This window comes from Segatella oris, assembly GCF_900637655.1.
GTDB classification, from domain to species: Bacteria; Bacteroidota; Bacteroidia; order Bacteroidales; family Bacteroidaceae; genus Prevotella; species Prevotella oris.
The window spans coordinates 2,353,414-2,374,926 of the sequence record NZ_LR134384.1; the positions used below are offsets into that span (position 1 = coordinate 2,353,414).

A 21,513-nucleotide genomic window follows, 5' to 3' on the forward strand; every position below is an offset into this window, starting at 1 on the left:
AAGAAACACCGCAATTTGAGAAATAAATAAAAACAACAAATAACAATGGCAAACAAAAATGAACAGGGAGTGCTCGACAATGAGACTCTCATCAAGTCGGAAGCTTTCTTTGATAAGAATAAGAAAGCTATCATCATTGCTGTCTTAGCAATTATCATTATTGTAGTAGGTGGCTTCCTTTACAAGGCTTATGTGGCTGAACCACGCGAAGAAAAGGCCAGCACTGAACTTGCAAAAGGCCAGGAATACTTCAATGCTGAACAGTTTGACAAGGCTCTTAACGGTGATGGTGCAGGCTTTACCGGCTTATTAAACATCATCAACAACTATGGAAGTACTGATGCTGCCAATTTAGCGAACCTCTATACCGGCCTCTGTTATGCCAACTTAAATAAATGGAACGAAGCTGTGAAGTATCTTGATGAATACTCTCCTGCTGATGATGCCATGGTAAGTCCGGCTGCCGTAGCAGCTCTCGGCAATGCCTATGCACATGTTAATCAGTTGGACAAGGCTGTCGACAACCTCAAGAAAGCAGCTGACATGGCTGACAGTGAGGGCAGAGACGGCGTCAACAACTCGCTTTCTCCTACTTTCCGCCTCCAAGCTGCAATCCTTTTGGAGAGCCAAGGAAAGAAAGATGATGCACTGAAAATATATCAGGACATCAAGAAGAAGTACGTAAACTCTGCGCTTGTTCAGAGCCAGGAGATTGACAAGTACATTGAAAGAGCATCAAGATAACATGGCAACTGAATTACATCATCTGTCTGATTACGATGTCAACACGGTGCCTGATGCAAGCAACATGTGTTTCGGTATCGTGGTGGCCGAATGGAATCCGGAGATTACTGATGCCTTGCTTGACGGTGCAATGACAACACTGAAGAAGCACGGGACACTCCCGGAGAACATCCATGTGAAGACAGTTCCGGGAAGTTTTGAACTTATCTACGGTGCACATCAAATGGTGTTGCATGGTGGTTATGATGCAGTCATTATCTTAGGAAGTGTTATTCGTGGTGAAACTCCACATTTCGACTATATCTGTCAAGGTGTAACCGAAGGCATTGCACGCCTGAATGCCACGCAGGAAATCCCTGTTATCTATGGTCTTCTGACCACCAACGACCTGCAACAAGCACAGGATCGCAGTGGCGGAAGACTGGGAAACAAAGGCGATGAATGTGCTGTTGTCGCAATAAAAATGGCTAAGTTCTAAGCAATAAGATGAAACTGCACCAATTGTTACAAGCTTATGAGTTCGATGAACTCATGCCGGTAATCAACGAAATGTTTCCCGGTACGGCCAAATATCGTGCACCTTTGAAGGTCGCTTACGACATCATGGTCGGTATGCGCCCTGTTTCTTCGAGCAAAAGTATTCGCTATAAGCTCATCAAAGGCAAGGGAGAAGAACAGTATATGGGGGCCGAAGATGCCAATTTTAATGGCACTTGGGAAGTTATTCTCGGCAAAGAAGTTTCTCGCGAGAAAGGAGTTGACCTCAGTGATGTAGAGATTTTAGCCAACTGTTTAGTCAACATGTGTTTCATCAGCAAGTATCCTCGCCCGTTTGAGGAAGCACACAAGGCGCTCTTGAAAGAATAAAACGAACATTATCTACATAGAAAAAGAGATGAAAGTCGATGCTTTCATCTCTTTTTTTGCTGTTATACCCCACTCAACGGACTATAAAACATCAGAACAAATCTAAAACCTTATAGCTTAAGAAACAGAAAGACAGCATCCGCTCTTGGGCAAAATGCTGTCTTTCAACTATCTTTCGGGCATCCAAAAAGCCCGACTGTTCATTGCTTAGTCCTGGCGACGGCCATACTGTTCATCAAGATTGAACAGAGAACTATCACCCATTCGCTTAATACGGTCTACGATTCCGCTTGCTGTAGCCTCTTCATCTACCTGCTCACGAACAAACTGCCAGAGGAAATCCTGTGTTGCATTATCTCCCTCTTTCTGTGCTTGAGCGAGCAAGTTATTAATGCTTTCACTGATCTTACACTCGTGGGCATAAGCATCTTCGAATGCATTGAGGGGACTTTCCCATGTTTTCTTCACGGCTTCAATAGTGTTCACCTCAGCCGTTCCACCACGTTTAATGATGAAACTTGCCATTTGATAGGCGTGATCCATTTCCTCTGCACTCTGCTTTTTCATCCAAGTAGAGAAGCCATTATAGCCTTCTTTCTCGAAATAGAAAGACATTGAAAGATACAAGTTGGCTGAATAAATCTCGCAGACAATCTGATTGTTGAGTGCTTTCTCAAGTGAATTTGAAATCATAATCTATATTTTTAAATGTTATCTGATGAGACAAAGATACATAAAAAACAGGTATCTTATGCTCAACAAACCATTTCTTAGCTTTTTTTATCTATTCACTACGCTCTTTATTCCTACATTCCTTCTTTCTCTGCAAGGTCGACTTCCGAAGCCTCATCACTTCCTGTGTCAAGCTGAGTGTCCTTGGATATGGTTATTCTACCCTGACGTGACACCTTCATCAGCAATGGGATATACTCATCACTCATTTTATCCGGAGAGCCAACACTTGCTGCAAACAAGAGATTATTGCCCTCGGCACGGTCAAGAACAATGCCTACGAGAGCACCGTTTGCATAGGTTTTCCCTACGTAGGAACTGAAATCAGACTTCGTAAACGTACGGTTGAAGAACTCGCTACCGTCAGCGCGCAGAATACGTACAGTAATCCGGTTGTCATAATACTTAGTATCGCCATCGGCTATAACCGGTAATGAAGGGTCAGCCACACGCTTTGTCTCAACCGTGTAGACTGTTCCTAACCATTCAACCTTACGGCTTTGTGCATAATCACCGGTCTTCATAATCTGGCGATGCGCTGCAGCTACGGGCTTTTTAGTAATGATAATGCCCGTATTCTTCTTCTCCTTGCAACTCGTCAAGATAAGCACGGCAACGCAAAACAACAATAAACTATAATATTTTTTCATCTCTTTCATTTTTCATTATGATGCAAAGATAGTGTAATTCTGCCAAATAACAAAGGGAAATAAATGTTTTACAAACTTATCACTACAAATAAATAAACCATGAAAAAATGCTGGAAAAATGAATATGGTGCATTTTTTTATTATCTTTGCAGTATCTAAACTCCAACTGATTAATGAAAAATAAACAGTTCATCTATACTCTCCTGCTACTCCTATTCATGCTTTCAGGCTGCAAAAAAGGTAAGCAGGAACAGACGCAAAAGGCCATTGATACCATTCCAATGCTTATCAATGAAGTGCAAAAGTGCTCCAAACTGTACACTGTAGAATACAGACTTCACAAGATTATCACCCATAATGACCAGAAAACTATTGAAGGGAAGCTCTTCAATCAGGATATCAATATCGACATTCCTATGACAAAACGCAGGGTAGCCATACCGATGGATGCCACTGTGAAAAGCTATATTGACTTCTCAACCTTTAGTGAAAAGAACGTCAGACGCAACGGAAAGAAGATTGAAATCACGCTTCCTGACCCGCGTGTCACGTTGACAAGCACGAAGATTGACCATGAACAAGTGAGGAAGTTCGTCAACTTCACACGCTCCGACTTTACAGATGCTGAACTTTCTGACTTCGAACGCCAGGGACGTGAACAGATATTGAAAGCTGTTCCACAAACAGATATCCTTGAAAATGCCCGCATCAGTGCCACAAGGATCCTCGTTCCATTACTTCAACAGTTGGGATTTGCCGAGCAAGATATTACCATTCATTTCAGAAACGACCTGCACAGCAGTGATATCCCGACACTGATTGACAAAACATTTGAGCATGGAAAATAAGAAACAAAATACATTTTGGCACATCATCTTCAGTCGGCTGTCTGCCAAAGCCATTCTAATGATAACGCTTATCGTGGTTCTGCTGATAACGATAACCATTGCCATACGCTGGATAACAAACGGAACAAGTCTGCATATCAAGCAAAACAAACAGATAGACCTTACTCCGACACTGATCAAAAGCATTGAAGAAATCGGCGAATGGGAGTTTCTACAGCTGACCGATGAGGAACTCATAGACACCGTGAAGCATGGTTTCTTCGGCGACAGTGAGCTTGCACGCATCTATTATGGCACCTTGAGATTAGGCATCAACCTGCATCAAGCGCCTCCTGGCTGGATAGTTCAAGACAAAGATACACTCAGATTGTCACTTCCTCCCATTCAACTGCTCGACCAGGACTTCATTGATGAAGCACGCACTAAAGCTTTCTTTGAGAGTGGAAAGTGGACAGAAGCCGACCGCAAACAGCTTTATGAACGTGCATACAGCCGCATGAAACAACGCAGCTTAACGCCTGCAAACATAGCAATCGCACAGGCTAATGCCCGACAACAGATAGAAAACATGATGAAAAGCATGGGCTTCAAGAATGTAAAGACTGGCTTTGAAACAGACAACAAATAACAAACAAAAGGCCCGATAACATCACGCTATCGGGCCTTCTCTCACTAAATCAACAAAATTAACTGTCTCATTTACGGGCAATTTGTAATCAAATAATTAATCTACCCAAACACAAAAAAACTTCAAAATTACCAAAACACTTAAAACCTAAATATATATGTAACCTATTGAAAACCATGTTTAATTGCTCTTGCCGATATCACTACCGACTTGAAAAGCCGTCATTCATGAAACGACAGCACGTCTGAACGACAATACAAAGATAAAACTAATCTCGCCTGTTCATTCTATATTCCTGCTTTTCTTTGACAAATCAGTGAGCAAACGTTTGCACAAAACAGCATGAGAAGACTGAAACAAAGAAATTACAATCGATGAACAACACCATATTTTGTAAATAATATCACCCTGTTTTTAACACTTCCGAGTGAGGCCTTCTATGAAAAAGCAGGGGAAGAAAACAGCAGTTATTCCGCAATCTTGGGAGAGTAAGCACATAATTCGAGGCACTAAGCGTTGTGATTTGACGCAAAACACGCTGCTATTTGCATCAAATGACGCACTCAGATGAGGCAGATAACGAGGTAATTCGACTGGAATTGCATCATTTTTTCACATGATTTTGCTTCCTTTTCTGGCTTAAAATCCGTAACCATTTGATAGACAACAGCTTACAAATCAGCTAAAAACAGATGTTATTCGGAGCGAGGAAAGCTTTCATTTCAAATACGCGAGTATAGCGAAGGCATTTGTAAATATACTTGAAAAGAATTAACATATAATCCGTTTCCCAAGCAACGGCCCTGTACGCCAATGCCACCAATACTATCTTCTCTATGATACAGTCTTCTTAAATGCCATACCTGCACGGCTGTCTACACCGGAAAAGTAAAACACAAACAGCTTGATAAGCTACTATCTACAGCTTACAGACCGCAAAAGGGGAAAGCCTTTTCTGACTTTCCCCATATAAAAATCATAAATCTTCAAAGCAAACAGAGTGCTGCTCCGAACGAGATGAAGAGATGAAAAAACGGCTTTCTGCATGAAAGGAACATGAAAGTATCTCCTCAAATCGTTCTGCAAACAAACTATTTCTTACTTTCCAACAAGACCGTATCTGATTTCAAATCAATGCCACGCGCCTTGAGTTGCACCTTGCCTTCATGCGCATTCATCTTCACAACAACCATACATCGGCCAAAGAATGCCTTTCGTTTCGTATCCTTGAAACGCTCCATAGAGGTCTGACAGCCATTATCTACGCCGACAATCTCACCATTTCCTTCTGTTTCGAAATAGAGCTGATGCTCTGCCCAAGGGCAACGCCGACCGTCCTTATCAACAACTTCTGCCTCAACAAAAGCCAAACCGCCGGGTTTACAGATGCTATGTTCAACTGTCAAACGAATGCGATCGGGTGCTCCTGCCGTATGGATTTCTTCCTCACGCACGGCTTTTCCATGCTCATAAGCAACGACTTTCACACTCCCCAGCTCATAGTTTACGCGCCATTTCACATGAAATTCATTTGGTTTCTTTTGTTTCAGGCCCTGACTTTTGCCATTAACGAACAATTCAACAGCATCGGCATGATTGAAATAACACCACATATCAATCTGCTGTCCGGGTAACCAGTTCCAATGAGGAAACAGATGTAGCACCGGTTTCTGCGTCCACTCGCTCTGATACATGTAGTAGATATCCTTCGGAAATCCAGCAAGATCAATGATACCAAAATAGCTGCTGCGGGCCGGGAAGCCATAAGGTGTAGGCTCACCAAGGTAATCCCATCCCGTCCATACAAACTGTCCGCTCACGAAATGATTGTTCTTAACCACATTCCAAGTGCTTTCGTGCGTGCTACTCCATGAAGCGTGCATGTTATCATAGGCACTACACATGAAAGTTGGATTGGAGTAAGGAAGCCACCACTCCTCCGGTGCTTTATAGACAGAGTCACTTGGCATCATATAAAAACCTCTTGTCTGGAGTGCAGAAACAGATTCTGTCATGATAAAAGGCTTGCCGGGAAAGTTCTTGGGCACATCTTTTATATTCTTTATATGGTAGTTATAGCCTATCAGGTCTAAGGCATTGCTCTTGAAGAGAAGGTTTTCGGGCGACGGTTCATTGCAACCTGCCGTCACAGGACGTGTCGGATCAAGTTGCTTGATGATGTCAACCAAGCGTTTTGTCAGTTGCGAATTGACATTCATCTTGCCATCATCAGTGCTGTTTGGAGTAATGGCATGTCCTGCATTGAGAATGAGATTAGCCTCTTCGGGCGACAATTGATCAGCGTCGGCAGAGTCCCATTGCTCCAACACTTCATTGCCAATGCTCCATATCATGATACTCGGGTGATTGCGGTCACGCTTCACCAAGTCGGAAAGGTCGCGCTCAAACCACTGGTCAAAATAGCGGGAATAATCGTATTTTGTTTTCTTTCGATGCCACATGTCAAAGCTTTCATCCATCACAATGAAGCCCATGGAGTCGCAAAGTTCAAGAAGTTCGGGAGCAGGAGGGTTATGTGAGCAGCGAATGGCATTGCACCCCATGTCTTTCAACAGTCTTAATTGGCGATAGATAGCGTCACGATGCACAGCAGCTCCTAAGCAACCAAGGTCATGGTGATTGCAAACGCCATTTATTTTCAGGTTCTTTCCATTCAGCCAGAAGCCTGTTTGAGCATCGAAATGAAACGAACGAAAACCAAACGGCGTATCATAGCGATCGAGAACTCTACCACCTTGCACGATTTCCGTACGCAAAACGTAACGATAAGGACGTTCTATTGACCATAGTTCCGGCTTATCTACCTGCATATTCTCCTCGAAAACAGCAGGCTTATTGGGGTTAACCGTCAGCTTACGTAGCACTGTTGACACGACCTTCTGTGCTGAATTGAGCACGGTATTGCACACAGTTACAGTTTCAGAACGGCTGCCTTGATTGTCAATTTTAATCTCGGCACAGACCTTTCCGTCTGTTGTTGCCCTGACAAACGTACCCCAATGTGCCACATGCAGCGCATTGGCCGTCACTAAATAAACGTGACGATAGATGCCACTTCCACTATACCAACGGCAATTCGGCTGCTCACTGTTGTCCACTCTGACTGCCATCACATTGTCTTTTGCCTTGAGATACGGTGTAAGTTCATAGCGATAACTGATGAAACCATAGGGACGTGTGCCCAATAAATGCCCGTTCAAATAGACAGAAGCATTCATATACACGCCGTCGAAATCAATAAAATAATGTTTATTCCGGTCATATGAAGGCACATCGAAATGCTTTCGATACCACGCAATGCCTCCGGGCAATGCGCCACCTGTGGCTCCTGACGGATTAGTTGCTTGGAAATCGCCCTCAATAGACCAGTCATGAGGAAGCGACAAGCGTCTCCAAGCGTTGTCATTAAAGTTAGGCGACGACATCGTTACCGAGTCCTGTAACGCAAAAAGCCAGTGATTGTCAAACAGTTTACGGTCAGCAGCAGAGGCTGTGACCGTAAAAGACAATGCAACAAATAAGAAAATAGATTTCAGTTTCATTTATTTCAATTTAATTTTCAGTTTCTTTCCCGTGTAGTTTACAATTCGGCCATCTGCTTCATCAATATTCAATGCATCCACTTTCAAGTCAGGATGGCGATAGACTACCTTGAAACGACGCACTTCCAACATGCCTTCAAAGCTGCCACTCCGCTCTCCTATCGTGAGTGTCTGCGTTTTGTCGTCATATAAGAAAGGAATGGTTGCATACTTTCCCTGTTCATAATTATAGTTTGTTCCTTCATCTTCATAGAGTGTAAAACGTCCATTGTGACCACGATATACATATAATGTTATAAGTTCGGCCGACTTTTCATCACTCCATTCCATTGCCGGGCCAAATGGAATAATAGCACCTTCGGGTACAAAAACAGGAATTTTATCATATGGTGCAGCAGCAATAATGGTCTGTCCCCCTGCATAATGCCGGTTGGTATACAAGTCATACCATCCTCTCTGCTTCGGTAAATAAACCTCACGTGTGCGTGCTTGATATGTTCCTACAGGGCAAGCCATGAATGAAGAGCCAAACATCCACTGGTCTTTAATATCATAAACGCGCATATCTCCGTTAAAGTCCATTACCAAGGGGCGCAACATCGTGTAGTCATTGAAATGGACAGCCCCTGCCATACTGTAGAGATAAGGCATCATGCGATAGCGTAATCGGTCGTAGGCAATAATGGTTTGATAGGCAGGATGCTGCTCGGGAGCAATGTTCCAGACTTCTCTCAATGGCCATTGTCCATGTGCGCGATAGATAGGAATAAAGCAACCAAACTGGTTCCAGCGTGTTTGCAACTCACGCCATTCCTTTAGATCTGCATTCTCTTCACCCGTTTTATCAAAAATCTGCTGTGCAGTTACATAACGATTCTCCACACAAAAGCCTCCTTGATCCATACCCCAGAACGGTAATCCACTGATACTGTAGTTCATGCCGGCAGTCATCTGTGCCCGCATGTCCTCCCATCTTGTGGCTATATCTCCACTCCACGTTGCTGTACTGTAACGCTGTTCGCCGGCAAAACCACTGCGAGTCAGCAAGAAGACTCGCTGATTGGGGTTCACACTTCGCTGTCCGTTATAGATTGCATCGGCATTAACAATGGAATAAGCATTAAAGAATTCAGTACTGGTTCCTAATGCTGTTGGGCCACAAAGTGCCTTCCGATACCACATAGGAGTACAGTCGCGGACATTCGGTTCGCTTGCATCCATCCACCAAGCATCTATTCCAAACTTATATTTACTATAGAGATTATCATTCATCTGACGCCAAAACATCTTACGCGCTCCGTCACTATAAGCATCATAGAACGAGCCCATATAATTCAACCAATCATAGATAGAGTCCTTTACTGCCTGATGATAAATCCATCCATGACGATCCAATTCCTTATAATTCTTAACAGAACAGTAGAACTTCGGCCACACAGAAATCATAAACCTGCCGTGAAGTGCGTGCACACTGTCAAGCATTTGCTGTGGGTTGGGGTATCGGGTTGCATCAAAAGTATGGTCACCCCACGAGTCTATCTTCCAGTAGTTCCAGTCTTGAACGATGTTGTCAATCGGTATATGTCGCTTGCGAAACTCACTCAATGTGGCTTCTATTTCCCCACTGTTCCTATAGCGTTCACGACTCTGCCAAAAGCCTAAAGCCCACTTGGGATATACTTGTGCCTTTCCTGTCAATGTGCGATAGCCTGATATAACCTCATCAATTGTGTTGCCTGCAATGAAATAATAGTCCATATCGCGAGCCATCTCACTCCATATGCTGAGTTTTCCCTGCTCCTTTTCACTGCGAGGTGAGGCCGCACGGAGACCACAATAACTCACATCCCCATCGGGATACCAATCGATAAGCAGTTTCACTTTACGACCTTTTTTCATAGGGAAAGCAAACTTATAACTATTGGGATTCCACGCTGTTCGCCACCGTTCGGGTACAACTTCCTTTCCATCAAGATACACTTTCATGTAACCGGCATAATAAAGAATAAAGCGATAGAGATTATCTACAGGCGATTCAAGATATCCTTCATAGGTAACATGAGCGCCATTAAGCTTAAAACCAGACGGGAGATTGGCTACTCCAAGGTCAGTTCCAGCCATCGGACGGGCCAATTCAGGCAAAGCGAACTCATAATATATACTGTCTTCCTTACGAACAAGACGCTTCCCGTCTTTTTCCACATAGGTTCCTGTGAGCGAACCTCTGTTTCCTTCTTTATCATATAAAGTGAAAGCACGATTAAGTTGCAGGTAACCTGCTGGGTTACCAAAGCGACAATAGCTGTAACTATCCCACAAAACACCATAGTTCCTATTGCTGACAACGAACGGAATACTTACCTTTGTGTTATATTGGAAAAGGTCTTCGTTCTTGCCTTTCATATTGAGTTCCTCCGCCTGATGCTGTCCCAAACCGTAGAAAGCCTCATCATCAGGACTGTCAAACAAAGCATGCCAACTGACACCTTGAAGCTGTTCAGCTGTCAAATGGCTGTCTGCCCCAATCTCACGAGAGGGAACTGTATAAGGACCAAAGGTCTTTCCACCTTCTTTACTTTCTGACAATAACAGCTTTCCTTCAGGAGAATAAAATGCCACATGCCCAGTCTTGGCATCTACAACGGCTTTCAAAAGGCGTGTCGACACGACAACATTACCAGCCTGTGCCGTCACTTTAAAAGTCGGCACGGCTGTTTGTGGAACGATGATCAGGCTTTGTTTAGGTACAAAAGCAGTGCCATTGGTAGCCTGCACACGGATAATTTTGTCACCAACCACCTGTAGACGCAGCATCTTTGCACCCTGCAAAGAAGGATTTTTCACAGGAATCGTGATGTAATTTCCATTACGCATAAAGTCGGCAGCGGTCATTACACTGCTGCACAAAGCAAGAAATGCAATCAGAAAGGTCTTTACGGATTTCATGTCATTATTCATTATGTTTCTTATGCAAAGATAAAATAAATAACGAGTAGACTGCTATTCTGTTTGTTTTCATCGTATGTGCATAACCCATATGCCATATGCCATTATGTTTCCAAAAGCCGTATAGAATGTTATCTATTTGCCGTAACGCTGCTTATACTGTGAAGGAGTGACACCATACATATCTGCAAAGTACCGAGAGAAATAGCGAGGATTATTAAATCCTACTTGATAAGCGATTTCACTTACACTCCGCTGACTCTGACGAAGCAACACTTCTGCATGCCGCAAACGTATGTTTCGGATAAATTCTGACGGAGTCAATCCCGTCACTGACAGCAGACGCTTATAGAGTTGCACGCGAGACATACCCAAAGAAGCACTCAATGTCTCCACACTAATATCGGTATTGTCCAGATTATCCTCTACATAAGTCGTTGCATTCCTTACCATTTCCTCATCCATGGAAGTGATTTCCACCTGCTTAATCTTTGGTTCGATGAGATTATTCTTAGGCCCATGATGCCATTTTATCAAGTTACTGATACGCAAATCCAAAAGATCCATACTGAAAGGTTTCGTGATATAGTCATCAGCTCCAAGCTCCAAGCTCTCCATTCGATGTGCTTCTGCCACACGAGCTGTCAGCATAATAAATGGTATATCACAAGTATTTCTATTCTCCTTCAATGCTCTACAAAGCGCATTCCCATCCATTTCAGGCATCATGACATCGCTCAGAATAACGTCAGGTCTATGCTCTTCCACACGCATTAAGGCCTCTTTGCCATCATGTGCCACACGAACATGGAATTTATGAGATAACACTTCAGCCATGAACTCCAGAAAATCTTCAGAATCATCTACGATGAGAAGCTCGTATTTCTGCCCGTTTTCAGCTTTACAAGAGGCTGACACAGGAGTGTTTTCTGCAGCAGGCTGCATGTCAACAACCGACGATGCCGCTTGCCGTTCTACCTGTTGCATGGTGTCAGGGCAATGTTTCAACAATGGTACTTCCACATGATTACAAATCGGGATAAGGCATATGAAGACCGTTCCACCACCAGGATTGTCAGAAACAGATATCGTTCCACCGTGCATTTCAACAAACTTCTTCACAAGACTCAGCCCAATACCGCTTCCGCTCGCTGCGATTTCATCCGTATGAGGAGCCTGGTAGAAACGTTCAAAAACATGTTTCTTCGCCTCATCATCTATGCCGCTTCCCGTATCGCTGACTTTAATCTCAAGCTGTCTTTCCCCATCTTGTCCATTTCCATGCTGCGAAACAACGCGCAAGGAAACATCAATGCGTCCGCCATTAGGGGTGAACTTATAGGCATTCGAAAGCAGATTGTCCATTATCTTACGGAGTTTATCATCGTCAAAAGACATCATCAACGAGTTTATCGAAGCATAGAAAGTCAAGGATATGCGTGGTCCCATCAACTGTTGGAACGTATTACAGATTTCATGAATAAACGCAACGATATCTCCTGTCACCAATTTCATTTGCTGACAATCCTCATCTATCTTTCTGAAATCAAGCAGTTGATTCACCAACCCCAACAGACGCGTGGCATTACGGGAAATCAATTGCAACTTCGTTCGCTTCGTCTCATCTTTCTCCTGACTTATCAAAACAGACAAAGGAGACAGTATCAAAGACAAAGGTGTACGCAGTTCATGACTGATGTTTGCAAAGAAATCAAGCTTCATCTTATCAAGATGCCGCGCCTGTTCAGCTTCACGCGTCACTTGTGCCAACCTTAATTTATCATTGGAACGCTTGATAAGTGCCCGGTTTACATAGTAGAACAACACCACAAGCAGCACGACATAGCATATCATTGCCCATGCTGACAGATAGAAAGGTGGGCGGACATAGATTTTCAAACGACTTACTTCACGACTCTGTGTACCGTCGGCATTGACCACTTTCACCTCAAGTGTGTAGCTGCCTGACGACAGATTGGTAAACGTTACGGCCGATTGACCGTCGGCGGTCTGTAGCCATTTATCATCAAAACCCTTCAAACGATAAAGAAATCGGCTTCTGTTTGGAATGCTTACTATATTGGAAGACAGCTGAATGGTAAATGCATTCTCATCATGGTTCAACCTTAACTCTCCCCCATCATGCAACTCTTCTTTCAGGATAACATGTCCGTTGTAGTCATCACCCACCCTGACCGGTTGGTTAAAGACAAGGAGTCCGGAGAACAGTGCCTTTGAAGATAAAACAAGCTTCAAATCAGGTTGCGGAGTGAGAATATTGATGCCGTCTTGTCCCCCGACAACAATCGCTCCATTCCTGCACAACAGAATAGCGCGACTGTTGAACTGCCTGCGCTGCAAACCATCAACATCTGAATAGTCGGTTATAAAGAAATTCCACCGTCCATCATCCTTTCTGACAGTCAGATGTGACACTCCTTGATCGGTCGTCACCCACATAGCATGCGACAAATCCTCAACAACAGCATAGGCAGCTCCTGCCTTTCTGTCACCAAACAAAGGTACATTTACGATGCTGTCGGTCTGTGGATTATAGACCGAAAGACCCGAAGAACCTGCATTCCACACCAAACCCCGCGAGTCAACAAACACCTGATTGACCGATGAAACCGATAACAACTTACCTGAATGCGGCCTGACAAACTTCTTCACCTTATGCGTACGCACATCCAAGAGCGAATATTCCTGTGCATGACCCATGATGATATTCCCCGCCAAGTCAAAGGATAACGAAGATATAAAGTCTGAAAGTATCTGTGAATTATGAATGTTATAAGTCGTGAAATGCCCTGTCTGTGGGTTCAACAACTGCAATCCACCACCCAAAGTCGCAATGACTATATTGCCGTTTTCCTCGGTTTTCAAGGCCCAGACGTTGTCATTGGCCAGTCCCTCCTTCCGTTCTGAAGCCCTGTAAGCCTTGAATTGGCCTCCTTTATAGAATGTCAATCCTCCGTTGAAAGCACCAAACCACAGTGAGCCATCCTTTCCAATCGTGCTGCTCACGACTACATCGCTCCCCAAACCTGTTTGGTTTGAACGAAAAGAATGAGTTATTCCTGTAGCAGGATTGTAGACAATGATACCTTTATCATTCGTGCCACACCAAAGATTTCCACGTTGATCTTCAACGACAGAACAAATATCTCCCAGTGCAATCAGCCTGAAACGGGAATTGTTCGGTGAGCAATATGCTGCACCATTCTTGTATGATCCGAGCCAAAGTCCACCCAAGTTATCAAAGCAGATGCTCATGATTGTATTGTCAGGGAGGCTTTCCGGCTGATTACTGTCATATTGGTAGACCGTCAGATGATGGTCTGTTGGATCAAGATTGAGTAGGCCATCATGGTCTGTTGCAAGCCATAAACGCCCATATTTATCGTTCTTCAGACATTTGACAATAATGTTTTTCACTCGCAATTGATAGCCTTGAGAAGTCAGAAAAACATCGACAGAGTCATACCAATGATGTTCAGCAGCACTCCATACAGTCGTTTTTCCCGCATAAGTCAGCCACAGATTACAAGCGTTGTCTATAAAGATTGAATAGTCGAGAAACTTACTTTTGTTCTTCTTCTTCAAGTCTTTATTCACCCAGCAGACCCGATGTTTCCTACCATCGGCCTTGACAAGCGTTCCATTATCAAAGACAAGAACTGCGCAACCATTGTCTTCGGCAACATCAGTAACGACAGTTTCCCTTATCACATTCCGCCCTTTACCCTGTTGAGAGAAAAGAAACGCCGTGCCTTTACGCACATCGTAGTAGTAGATGCCTTGTTTCCTGACTGCCAGCCACATGTTTTTCTGTCGGTCAATCTTTACGAAATAAGGCACTCCTTTCATTCCTCTTGCACGCATCCATGAACTGAGTTGCGTATCAAAATCACCCTTATCACGGTTAAATCTGCAATATCCTGCTGACGTTTTTAACCAAAGATTAGTTTCAATATCCTCTTGAATGTCATTGACAACATCGTTAAGCAATGCGCTTTTATCCCCGGTCTTAGAGAAGAAATTGCTGAAACGGAAACCATCAAAGCGGTCAAGTCCCGATTGAGTTCCCAACCATATATAGCCTTTGGAGTCCTTAAAAACACTATTTACCTGATTATTTGAAAGGCCATCATGAATGCCCAAGCGGTAAAATGTCAATGAACTGTGCGCAGGTAAGGCCTGGCACAACGACAGTTTCAATAACAGGAAAATAAACAGCAACAGTCGTTTCATGTAATGAAGAATAGATTAAGACAGATACAAAATTAACATTTTATCATTTCATCAACAAACTTTCAGCCGTCTTTTTCTATGAGAAAGCCTATAAATCCGTATTCAAAAAACAGACAACAAAGCAGAAACAAACCGTAAAGTCAAATCATCTCATCAGCGAGAAGCCATTTCTTTATAATGTCATTTCTGTAAACATTACTGACAATTTTTAACATCTCAAGACGCTGCCAAATAGAAAATAAAAGATACAAAAATAGTAAGTTTTTGCTGATTTCAAAGCCCTTAGCGCGTAACTCCATTCATCATACAGTGTAACTTGACGCAGATTACCGCGCTATTCAAGTCAGAATGTACGATGAAATGAGGCAAGTTACATGGCTTCTTGACGCAAATCGCATCGATTTTCCATGTGATTTGGCTCTGCAATTTGGCTTGATTTACATAACATCCTGGCTGTCAGCATATTACAAGTCGCTAAAAAACAGCACCTATTTGGAGCGAAGCTGCTGTTCTGTTCCAATGCGTAAATCTGACAACGACTATTGTAAAGTTACTTGAAGAAAATTAACATACAATTCGCTTCTTTATGTCTTACGCCATCGAGGGATGAGAAACAGCTGCAGAAATAAGTCTGCAAAGTGCTCTATCTCTATGTTTTGAGCATTGCGGACAACCGTTTCCAATTATCAGAATATCATGAAAAATCTTCCAATCAGTGTCACGTTATAGACAGACGTGACACCGCTTGGAAGACCAACTCACAGGAATGCTTTCACTGTTACAGCATGGCTGTCTTCCCAAACATGACGGAAGACCGCACTTTTCCTTATATCCTACGGCCTATCTTGCAGCAGCAACACCCTCGGCTATCCCCTCCATAGCGGGCTTGTTCCATACCGTTTGACGGGCTCTGTCGATGATCGACATGTTAGGATGACTGCAGACATTGATATCCCAGGCAAAAGGAACGATCCCACGTTGGCCTGCATATTGGAAAACTGTCTTATACCATGATTTCAAAGTGGCATTGAAAACCGTTTCATTCTTCTGCCAGTTAGCCCCACATTCACCTATAATGACAGGAATATTACGGTCGACAAAGGTTGTCTTCAGTTTGTCGAACTCCACCTTCACACTGTTCGTATCAGTCCAATTCTCAACAGAACCACTTGTAAAGTCCCAAGGATCATAGTAATGAACCTCAACCATCAGGCGGTCACTCTTCGTATCATTGGGCATATGAAGATAGCTGCAAGTAGAATTAATGTTTGTAGCCGGCCCCTGAACTACCAATACTCGCGAGGCATTATTGCCTCCCGTGGCGCGGACAGCATCTACAAATGCCTGATTATAACGCTGTAGAATGGGCGTAAGTTCTTGGTGATGACCATTGAACAGCTTGTAGTTTTGGAACGGTTCATTAAGTCCTGCGAAGAGCACATGCTCGTCGTAATCCTTAAAGGCGAGGGAGATGTTGGTCCAAAGTGCCTTCAACTGCTTCATCTTTGCAGTGACCGTAGCTTCGTCTACCACTTGAAAATGGTCACGGGAACTGCTGAAACCGTCGACTTCAAGCCAACCGCCGTCCCAATGGTCATTGATAATCACATAGAGACCATCGGCAATACAATAGTTGACTACTTCTTTTACGCGCGCCATCCAAGCCTCGTCAATGGTCATTTTGACTTGATCTGTGAGATGACCCATTACCCATGCAATCGGAAGACGCACGCTCTTGAAACCTTGTTTCTTGACTTCGTCAATGACTTTCTGTGATGTCTTTGTGCTTTGCCAAGCCATTTCACTCGCCAGTCCACCCTTATTCGTGAAGTTATTCGCAGCATCACCGGCCTCAAGAGTATTGCCCAAATTCCATCCCGGATACATCAATGCAGCCAATTCTGTGGCAGATTTCGACATATCACCAAGCTGGGTACCGGCAGATTGCTTCACGGTTACCGCTTCGGTCAGGCTCACATCACCCTTTGAAAGCGTGAAACAGATGGTCGTCGTGCGCGCTGTTCCGAAGTTCTTACCCACAATGAAGCGATGCTTATAATCCTTCATATTGGCCCGCGTGCCTTCAATTGCGCTTATCCATTCGGCTGCAATCGCCACAGTATAAGGATAGTTGGCTTGCAAGGCCACTTCTATCTCACCGCCATTTGCCCCGATATCCAACGTCTTTGCCGACTTGATGACCAATCCTTCGGTTGACATCTGGGTCACATCGACATGCTTTGACTCGCCACCTACACTGACTGAGATTGCAGCCTTACGGTCATTGAAGGCTGTGTTAGGCTCAATGGCAACCTGAAATTTATAGACTGTCTTCGAAGTTGACGCCAATGGCGTAATCTTCAGCCATGTTTCAGACGATGAAAGCACAGGTTTTTCGGCACCACGCACATAGAGCACGGCCTCACCTCCAGACTTTGCAAACTGCAATTCGGTCTTCGACACAGTAAAAGTTGTATTCACAGAAGGGGTATTCTCTTCTTTCGTGCAAGATGCCAAAGCCAACATGGTGAAAGTCAGCAACAGCAATAACAACAGATTTATTCTTTTCATAATCTTCATTTTTATACTATCGGCTCCCTTCTTCAGGGATTTTTGCTCATCATTATCATTACAGATATGCTTCTGATGAACCTCTTTCAATGGTCTTAGTCTATTTAATTCTTGTCAAATTCAATACTGATAATGTTGACTTTCAGTTTAGAAACATCAATAAGGTCTTTGCCCAAGTCTTTGATATCGACACAAAACACCTTGGCACCTTCAGCAGCCGTGGCAGTCTCCATCCACACCTTATAGGTTCCATCGCCTATAACTTTGGCATCATATTTATCTCCCGACAGACTGCTCCAATGGTTTACACTCCACGAACCATCGGCATATTCTATGCCGGCAATATGACTTGCTGCGGCCGAAGGCTTCAGGTTACCGCTAATTCCTGTAAGTTTGAGGGTCACGACCATATTCTTTGAGAACTTGATTTGATTAGGATTTACGGCCGGAGCATTCTTAGTTGCACCATATTCATTATAGATTTCTATCCTTATACGACCGTTTCCTTCGAGGTCACCGACAACAAGTTTGTCGGAAAGTGGCGTTAAAGATGTGCTCTTGCGTACTGAACGAATGGCCAACCCAAGGCTGCGCTTGGAGAGACCACTGGCAGATGAACCAGCAGAAAGCTTCAAAGTATGACTGTAGTCTTTGACAATTGAATAGTTATTTCCTGTCCAATAAAGACCTTCCACGCCTGCCCCGTTCACCACGGCACCCTTACGATAACCTGTATAAGGTAAGAATATGCTGTTTCCATTAGCCGCCTGGAAGCGAACTCCTTTCACTCCACCCACTGTTTCTTCTTTCTGAGTGGTCTTACTGATAAGTTCTGCCACCTGTTCCTGTGTCGGCATGAATGAAGCTACAGGCGAATTGCCATCAATATCAGCCGACATTACAATGTCTTCTGCCGTTCCTGAGATATCTTTTATCACCGAATAATCAAGAAGATATTCGCTTTGCATAAGTCCGGTAAGGTCTCCATAGGCTGTAAGAACACCTGTTTCCTGCTCCTTTTCAGCTCCGATGTTGCACTTTGCCCACAATACTGACAAGCCCAAATCCACATATTCCATTACTTGCTTGGCTGTTGTGAAACTCTTGGTCTCACCATATACAAAGCCGTCGCCTAAGCGGAAATAGGGTATATAATAATAGGTCTTGCCGGGAATAAGGCCAGATAAATGTACGGAAACACTTTGACGGGCAGACAAGACCGGACAATCAACGCCACTCTGCACACCTTCTTGGGTAGCAGAAAGTTTGAAACCACAATGCATTTCGGTCTGTCCTTCAATCAAGATACCGTCAAGTCCCTGCATTGCAGCTGTGAGCGTAGCCTGCGTCGGGGTGATATCTGTTGCCTTACCTGTCGTCATCTTGGCATCTGTTGCAACAAAGCTTTTCACATCACCATAGGTAGTAAGCTTCCCGGCTAAAGTCACATAAGTAGCATAATAGTAGGTTTTTCCCTTGGTAAGTCCTTGCAGATTAGTCGTTACAACCCCAAGAGAATCCACGCTTCCTGCCACTTTACTGCCTGCTGTTGTAGGGTCAGGAGTCGTTCCATAAACAGTCCCCACACTATAAAATGCTGCATTCATTCGGGAAAGGTCAGACACATGTCCTGTCGTTACGGCAGAAATGGCGGTCACTGTTGCACTTCCCGTCTCGACTTTCTCAATCACATCACCTGTTGCTACGGTATAATCGTCATCGTTACTGCATGAAGGAAAGACGAACAACGAAGCCAACAGCATGAAGCTTACAATATATCTTATTTTCATAATTCTTATGTTTTATTTGTCAAAATCAATTGTCTTAGGTCATTAAGGCTCCATAACATTGGCCCCACTATCATAAGTTACATGGACTTTTACGGTCACTGAAGTTGAGAATTTATAGTGTACGCGGTCGTTCTTTGTGCTTCCCCAAGGATTGACAAGATAGCGGCGGACCGTAGAATGGTCATTATCTGCCGTGCCTCGGTCAATAGTTGCATCATCAAAAGGAATGGCATGGCCATCAACCTTGACACTGATAATCTTCACATCACAGTTATGATGGTCTTTATATAGTTTCGGGATATCCAGATAAACGCCATAGGTATCCGCTTGTGAACCATTCAATGTAAATGTATAATCACCGTCTGCCGTGATAAATACGGGGTTACTTGCCATAGCATTATAGCCGGAATCGAAGATATAAAGCGTGCCTGTATAACGCTTTATAGCTGCCGCGCCAGCCGTTTGTGCCACCCAATGATAGCCTTGATATTGGAAAAGCTGGCCTTGATCATCAATACAAGCCTTGCCTAACCACAGATCTTTCAATGTACCTGAATAGTTATCAGCAGATACAGAAAGGACTCTCAGGGTGTTGTCTGCATTTGTTGACATATTGAAATCTGCTGCTAAAGGTGTATTCCCCAAGCCATTAGAGAATGTAATGACACCCTCGTCAGTCAGCGAATAGGTTCCTTTCACCTGTGAACCATCAGGTGCTGTATATATATAGGTACGCGTATCAGCACTCTTCCCATAGTAAATAACAAGCTTTGCATCCTCTATTCCACGGGCAGGAGAAAGCTTTAAACCTTTCTTTGTGCCGTCAAGATTGCAATAATCAAATGCAACTCCCTCGTCACTCTTTGCCAATTTATAGGTAATCTCCCTATTGGTTGAATTCTCTATTAAGCTTCTCCAGCCCTCCATCAATGTGGGCTTCACACTTGTTTTGGTTGTATTGGTGTTGGGTTTCCAATGATCCCAATAGTCCTGAGAAACGAAATTATAACATAATTTACAAGGCCCTTCGCTGGAATTGTCACGTAAAGCAGCTATCTGCAAACGGTCATTATCCAACCCAAAAAGCGAAAGATTGGCACTCCAGTTGGTTACAACGCCATCGTGTTCTGAATTGTGTAACAATTTAGCATCACTGAAAGTTATCGTATGATTTTCAGTATCAAGCATATAAGTTCCTTTCATTGTCTTCCCCGACTCTGCATCATATACAGTGACATGAGCACCATCTTTCAGGTCGAATTCCATGTAGCCATGATCCATAGCCTTCATAACCCAGCCGTTTCCTGCTATATCTGGTGTCCAATTCCAGCTGTCTCCACCAATCTTCTGGCCCAACATTACGCTGTTCCAATTATCAGCTACGCCCCAGAAACCTAAGGGACCAGCCCATAAGTCGGTATGTTTGGTGACAGTATTGGCATCAATATCGAGTTTCCAACGCTTGGATTGACCTACTCCTCCGCTGATTTTCTCCCACAAAGGATCATTGACAAAGCCCGCAAAGAAATCGTTTACAGTGAACTCTGAATAGGGACCCCACACGAAACCTCCACGTGTTTCAGCACCCATTCTCACTTTATAGGTACCACTGAAAGGTATTTTCAACGTTACCTCATTACTCTGATAACGACCTTGAGGCGTATCCATTGTAACGGAGTAACTGCTGGGCAACAGACTCTTAACAATGATGATATTCGGATTAGACACATCATGTTTTACCTCATAAGCAATGCCTTCCACAAGGTCATCAGGTGATAACTCCTTTTCACCCAAGCTGAATGAATCCGGCGAACAGCCTGACACGAAAAGCATCATGACCAAGATTACCAGTAAATATATAGATTGTTTTGTTTTCATAATCTTCTTTCTATAATGTTTAATCTATGGAATGCTTATCAA

At 43.6% G+C, this 21,513-nt stretch carries 13 protein-coding genes; 5 read left to right on the forward strand and 8 right to left on the reverse strand.

The window, feature by feature from the left end; translation table 11 throughout:
- The first annotated feature begins 45 nt into the window (after nucleotides 1–45).
- From EL210_RS09810 to EL210_RS09820, 3 genes are read left to right on the forward strand one after another with little or no spacing between them, the layout of a single operon-like run.
- Nucleotides 46–744, forward strand: a complete 699-nt coding sequence (locus tag EL210_RS09810; protein ID WP_004372298.1) for a tetratricopeptide repeat protein — start codon at nucleotides 46–48, stop codon at nucleotides 742–744.
- Between the two features lies 1 nt (nucleotide 745).
- Nucleotides 746–1,222, forward strand: a complete 477-nt coding sequence (ribH, locus tag EL210_RS09815) for a 6,7-dimethyl-8-ribityllumazine synthase (RefSeq protein WP_004372296.1) — start codon at nucleotides 746–748, stop codon at nucleotides 1,220–1,222.
- 8 nt (nucleotides 1,223–1,230) lie between these two features.
- A complete protein-coding gene (locus tag EL210_RS09820; protein ID WP_018920912.1) occupies nucleotides 1,231–1,611 on the forward strand; it encodes a hypothetical protein in 381 nt (126 codons plus the stop codon).
- A 207-nt stretch (nucleotides 1,612–1,818) separates the two neighbouring features.
- Here the strand turns inward: EL210_RS09820 and EL210_RS09825 are convergent, their stop codons facing one another.
- Both EL210_RS09825 and EL210_RS09830 read right to left on the reverse strand, forming a co-directional pair.
- Nucleotides 1,819–2,304: a ferritin gene (locus EL210_RS09825; RefSeq protein ID WP_004372288.1), complete on the reverse strand. Its 486-nt coding sequence runs from the start codon at nucleotides 2,302–2,304 to the stop codon at nucleotides 1,819–1,821.
- Between the two features lie 113 nt (nucleotides 2,305–2,417).
- Nucleotides 2,418–3,002 (reverse strand): DUF4738 domain-containing protein, encoded by a 585-nt coding sequence (locus tag EL210_RS09830; RefSeq protein ID WP_018920911.1) that lies wholly within the window; start codon nucleotides 3,000–3,002, stop codon nucleotides 2,418–2,420.
- Between the two features lie 164 nt (nucleotides 3,003–3,166).
- Here EL210_RS09830 and EL210_RS09835 point away from each other — a divergent pair, with 164 nt between their 5' ends.
- Nucleotides 3,167–3,841 (forward strand): DUF4230 domain-containing protein, encoded by a 675-nt coding sequence (locus EL210_RS09835; RefSeq protein ID WP_018920910.1) that lies wholly within the window; start codon nucleotides 3,167–3,169, stop codon nucleotides 3,839–3,841.
- Nucleotides 3,831–4,469, forward strand: a complete 639-nt coding sequence (locus EL210_RS09840) for a DUF4230 domain-containing protein (protein WP_004376829.1) — start codon at nucleotides 3,831–3,833, stop codon at nucleotides 4,467–4,469. The genes EL210_RS09835 and EL210_RS09840 overlap by 11 nt, the downstream gene beginning before the upstream one ends.
- Nucleotides 4,470–5,560: 1,091 nt before the next feature.
- On the opposite strand, the gene EL210_RS09845 is transcribed toward EL210_RS09840, so the two are convergent.
- The 6 genes from EL210_RS09845 to EL210_RS09870 all read right to left on the reverse strand — a co-directional run bounded on the left by EL210_RS09845 (nucleotide 5,561) and on the right by EL210_RS09870 (nucleotide 21,471).
- A complete protein-coding gene (locus EL210_RS09845; protein ID WP_018920909.1) occupies nucleotides 5,561–8,032 on the reverse strand; it encodes a glycoside hydrolase family 2 TIM barrel-domain containing protein in 2,472 nt (823 codons plus the stop codon).
- On the reverse strand, nucleotides 8,033–10,978 hold the full coding sequence (locus EL210_RS09850; protein ID WP_026285986.1) for a TIM-barrel domain-containing protein: 2,946 nt from the start codon (nucleotides 10,976–10,978) through the stop codon (nucleotides 8,033–8,035).
- Nucleotides 10,979–11,113: 135 nt separating this feature from the next.
- Nucleotides 11,114–15,232 carry a hybrid sensor histidine kinase/response regulator transcription factor gene (locus EL210_RS09855; protein WP_018920907.1) on the reverse strand — a complete coding sequence of 1,373 codons (4,119 nt, stop codon included), beginning with the start codon at nucleotides 15,230–15,232 and terminating at the stop codon, nucleotides 11,114–11,116.
- Nucleotides 15,233–16,072: 840 nt separating this feature from the next.
- Nucleotides 16,073–17,803 carry a cellulase family glycosylhydrolase gene (locus tag EL210_RS09860; protein WP_232000326.1) on the reverse strand — a complete coding sequence of 577 codons (1,731 nt, stop codon included), beginning with the start codon at nucleotides 17,801–17,803 and terminating at the stop codon, nucleotides 16,073–16,075.
- 104 nt (nucleotides 17,804–17,907) lie between these two features.
- Nucleotides 17,908–19,593: a hypothetical protein gene (locus EL210_RS09865; RefSeq protein WP_018920904.1), complete on the reverse strand. Its 1,686-nt coding sequence runs from the start codon at nucleotides 19,591–19,593 to the stop codon at nucleotides 17,908–17,910.
- A gap of 42 nt (nucleotides 19,594–19,635) precedes the next feature.
- On the reverse strand, nucleotides 19,636–21,471 hold the full coding sequence (locus EL210_RS09870; RefSeq protein WP_036890249.1) for a hypothetical protein: 1,836 nt from the start codon (nucleotides 21,469–21,471) through the stop codon (nucleotides 19,636–19,638).
- Nucleotides 21,472–21,513 lie beyond the last annotated feature (42 nt).

Bases quoted from the DNA above. Each gene is read 5' to 3' on its own strand.
- EL210_RS09810 (WP_004372298.1), top strand. From the start codon at position 46: ATGGCAAACAAAAATGAACAGGGAGTGCTCGACAATGAGACTCTCATC.
- ribH (WP_004372296.1), top strand. From the start codon at position 746: ATGGCAACTGAATTACATCATCTGTCTGATTACGATGTCAACACGGTG.
- EL210_RS09820 (WP_018920912.1), top strand. From the start codon at position 1,231: ATGAAACTGCACCAATTGTTACAAGCTTATGAGTTCGATGAACTCATG.
- EL210_RS09825 (WP_004372288.1), bottom strand. From the start codon at position 2,304: ATGATTTCAAATTCACTTGAGAAAGCACTCAACAATCAGATTGTCTGC.
- EL210_RS09830 (WP_018920911.1), bottom strand. From the start codon at position 3,002: ATGAAAGAGATGAAAAAATATTATAGTTTATTGTTGTTTTGCGTTGCC.
- EL210_RS09835 (WP_018920910.1), top strand. From the start codon at position 3,167: ATGAAAAATAAACAGTTCATCTATACTCTCCTGCTACTCCTATTCATG.
- EL210_RS09840 (WP_004376829.1), top strand. From the start codon at position 3,831: ATGGAAAATAAGAAACAAAATACATTTTGGCACATCATCTTCAGTCGG.
- EL210_RS09845 (WP_018920909.1), bottom strand. From the start codon at position 8,032: ATGAAACTGAAATCTATTTTCTTATTTGTTGCATTGTCTTTTACGGTC.
- EL210_RS09850 (WP_026285986.1), bottom strand. From the start codon at position 10,978: ATGAAATCCGTAAAGACCTTTCTGATTGCATTTCTTGCTTTGTGCAGC.
- EL210_RS09855 (WP_018920907.1), bottom strand. From the start codon at position 15,232: ATGAAACGACTGTTGCTGTTTATTTTCCTGTTATTGAAACTGTCGTTG.
- EL210_RS09860 (WP_232000326.1), bottom strand. From the start codon at position 17,803: ATGAAAAGAATAAATCTGTTGTTATTGCTGTTGCTGACTTTCACCATG.
- EL210_RS09865 (WP_018920904.1), bottom strand. From the start codon at position 19,593: ATGAAAATAAGATATATTGTAAGCTTCATGCTGTTGGCTTCGTTGTTC.
- EL210_RS09870 (WP_036890249.1), bottom strand. From the start codon at position 21,471: ATGAAAACAAAACAATCTATATATTTACTGGTAATCTTGGTCATGATG.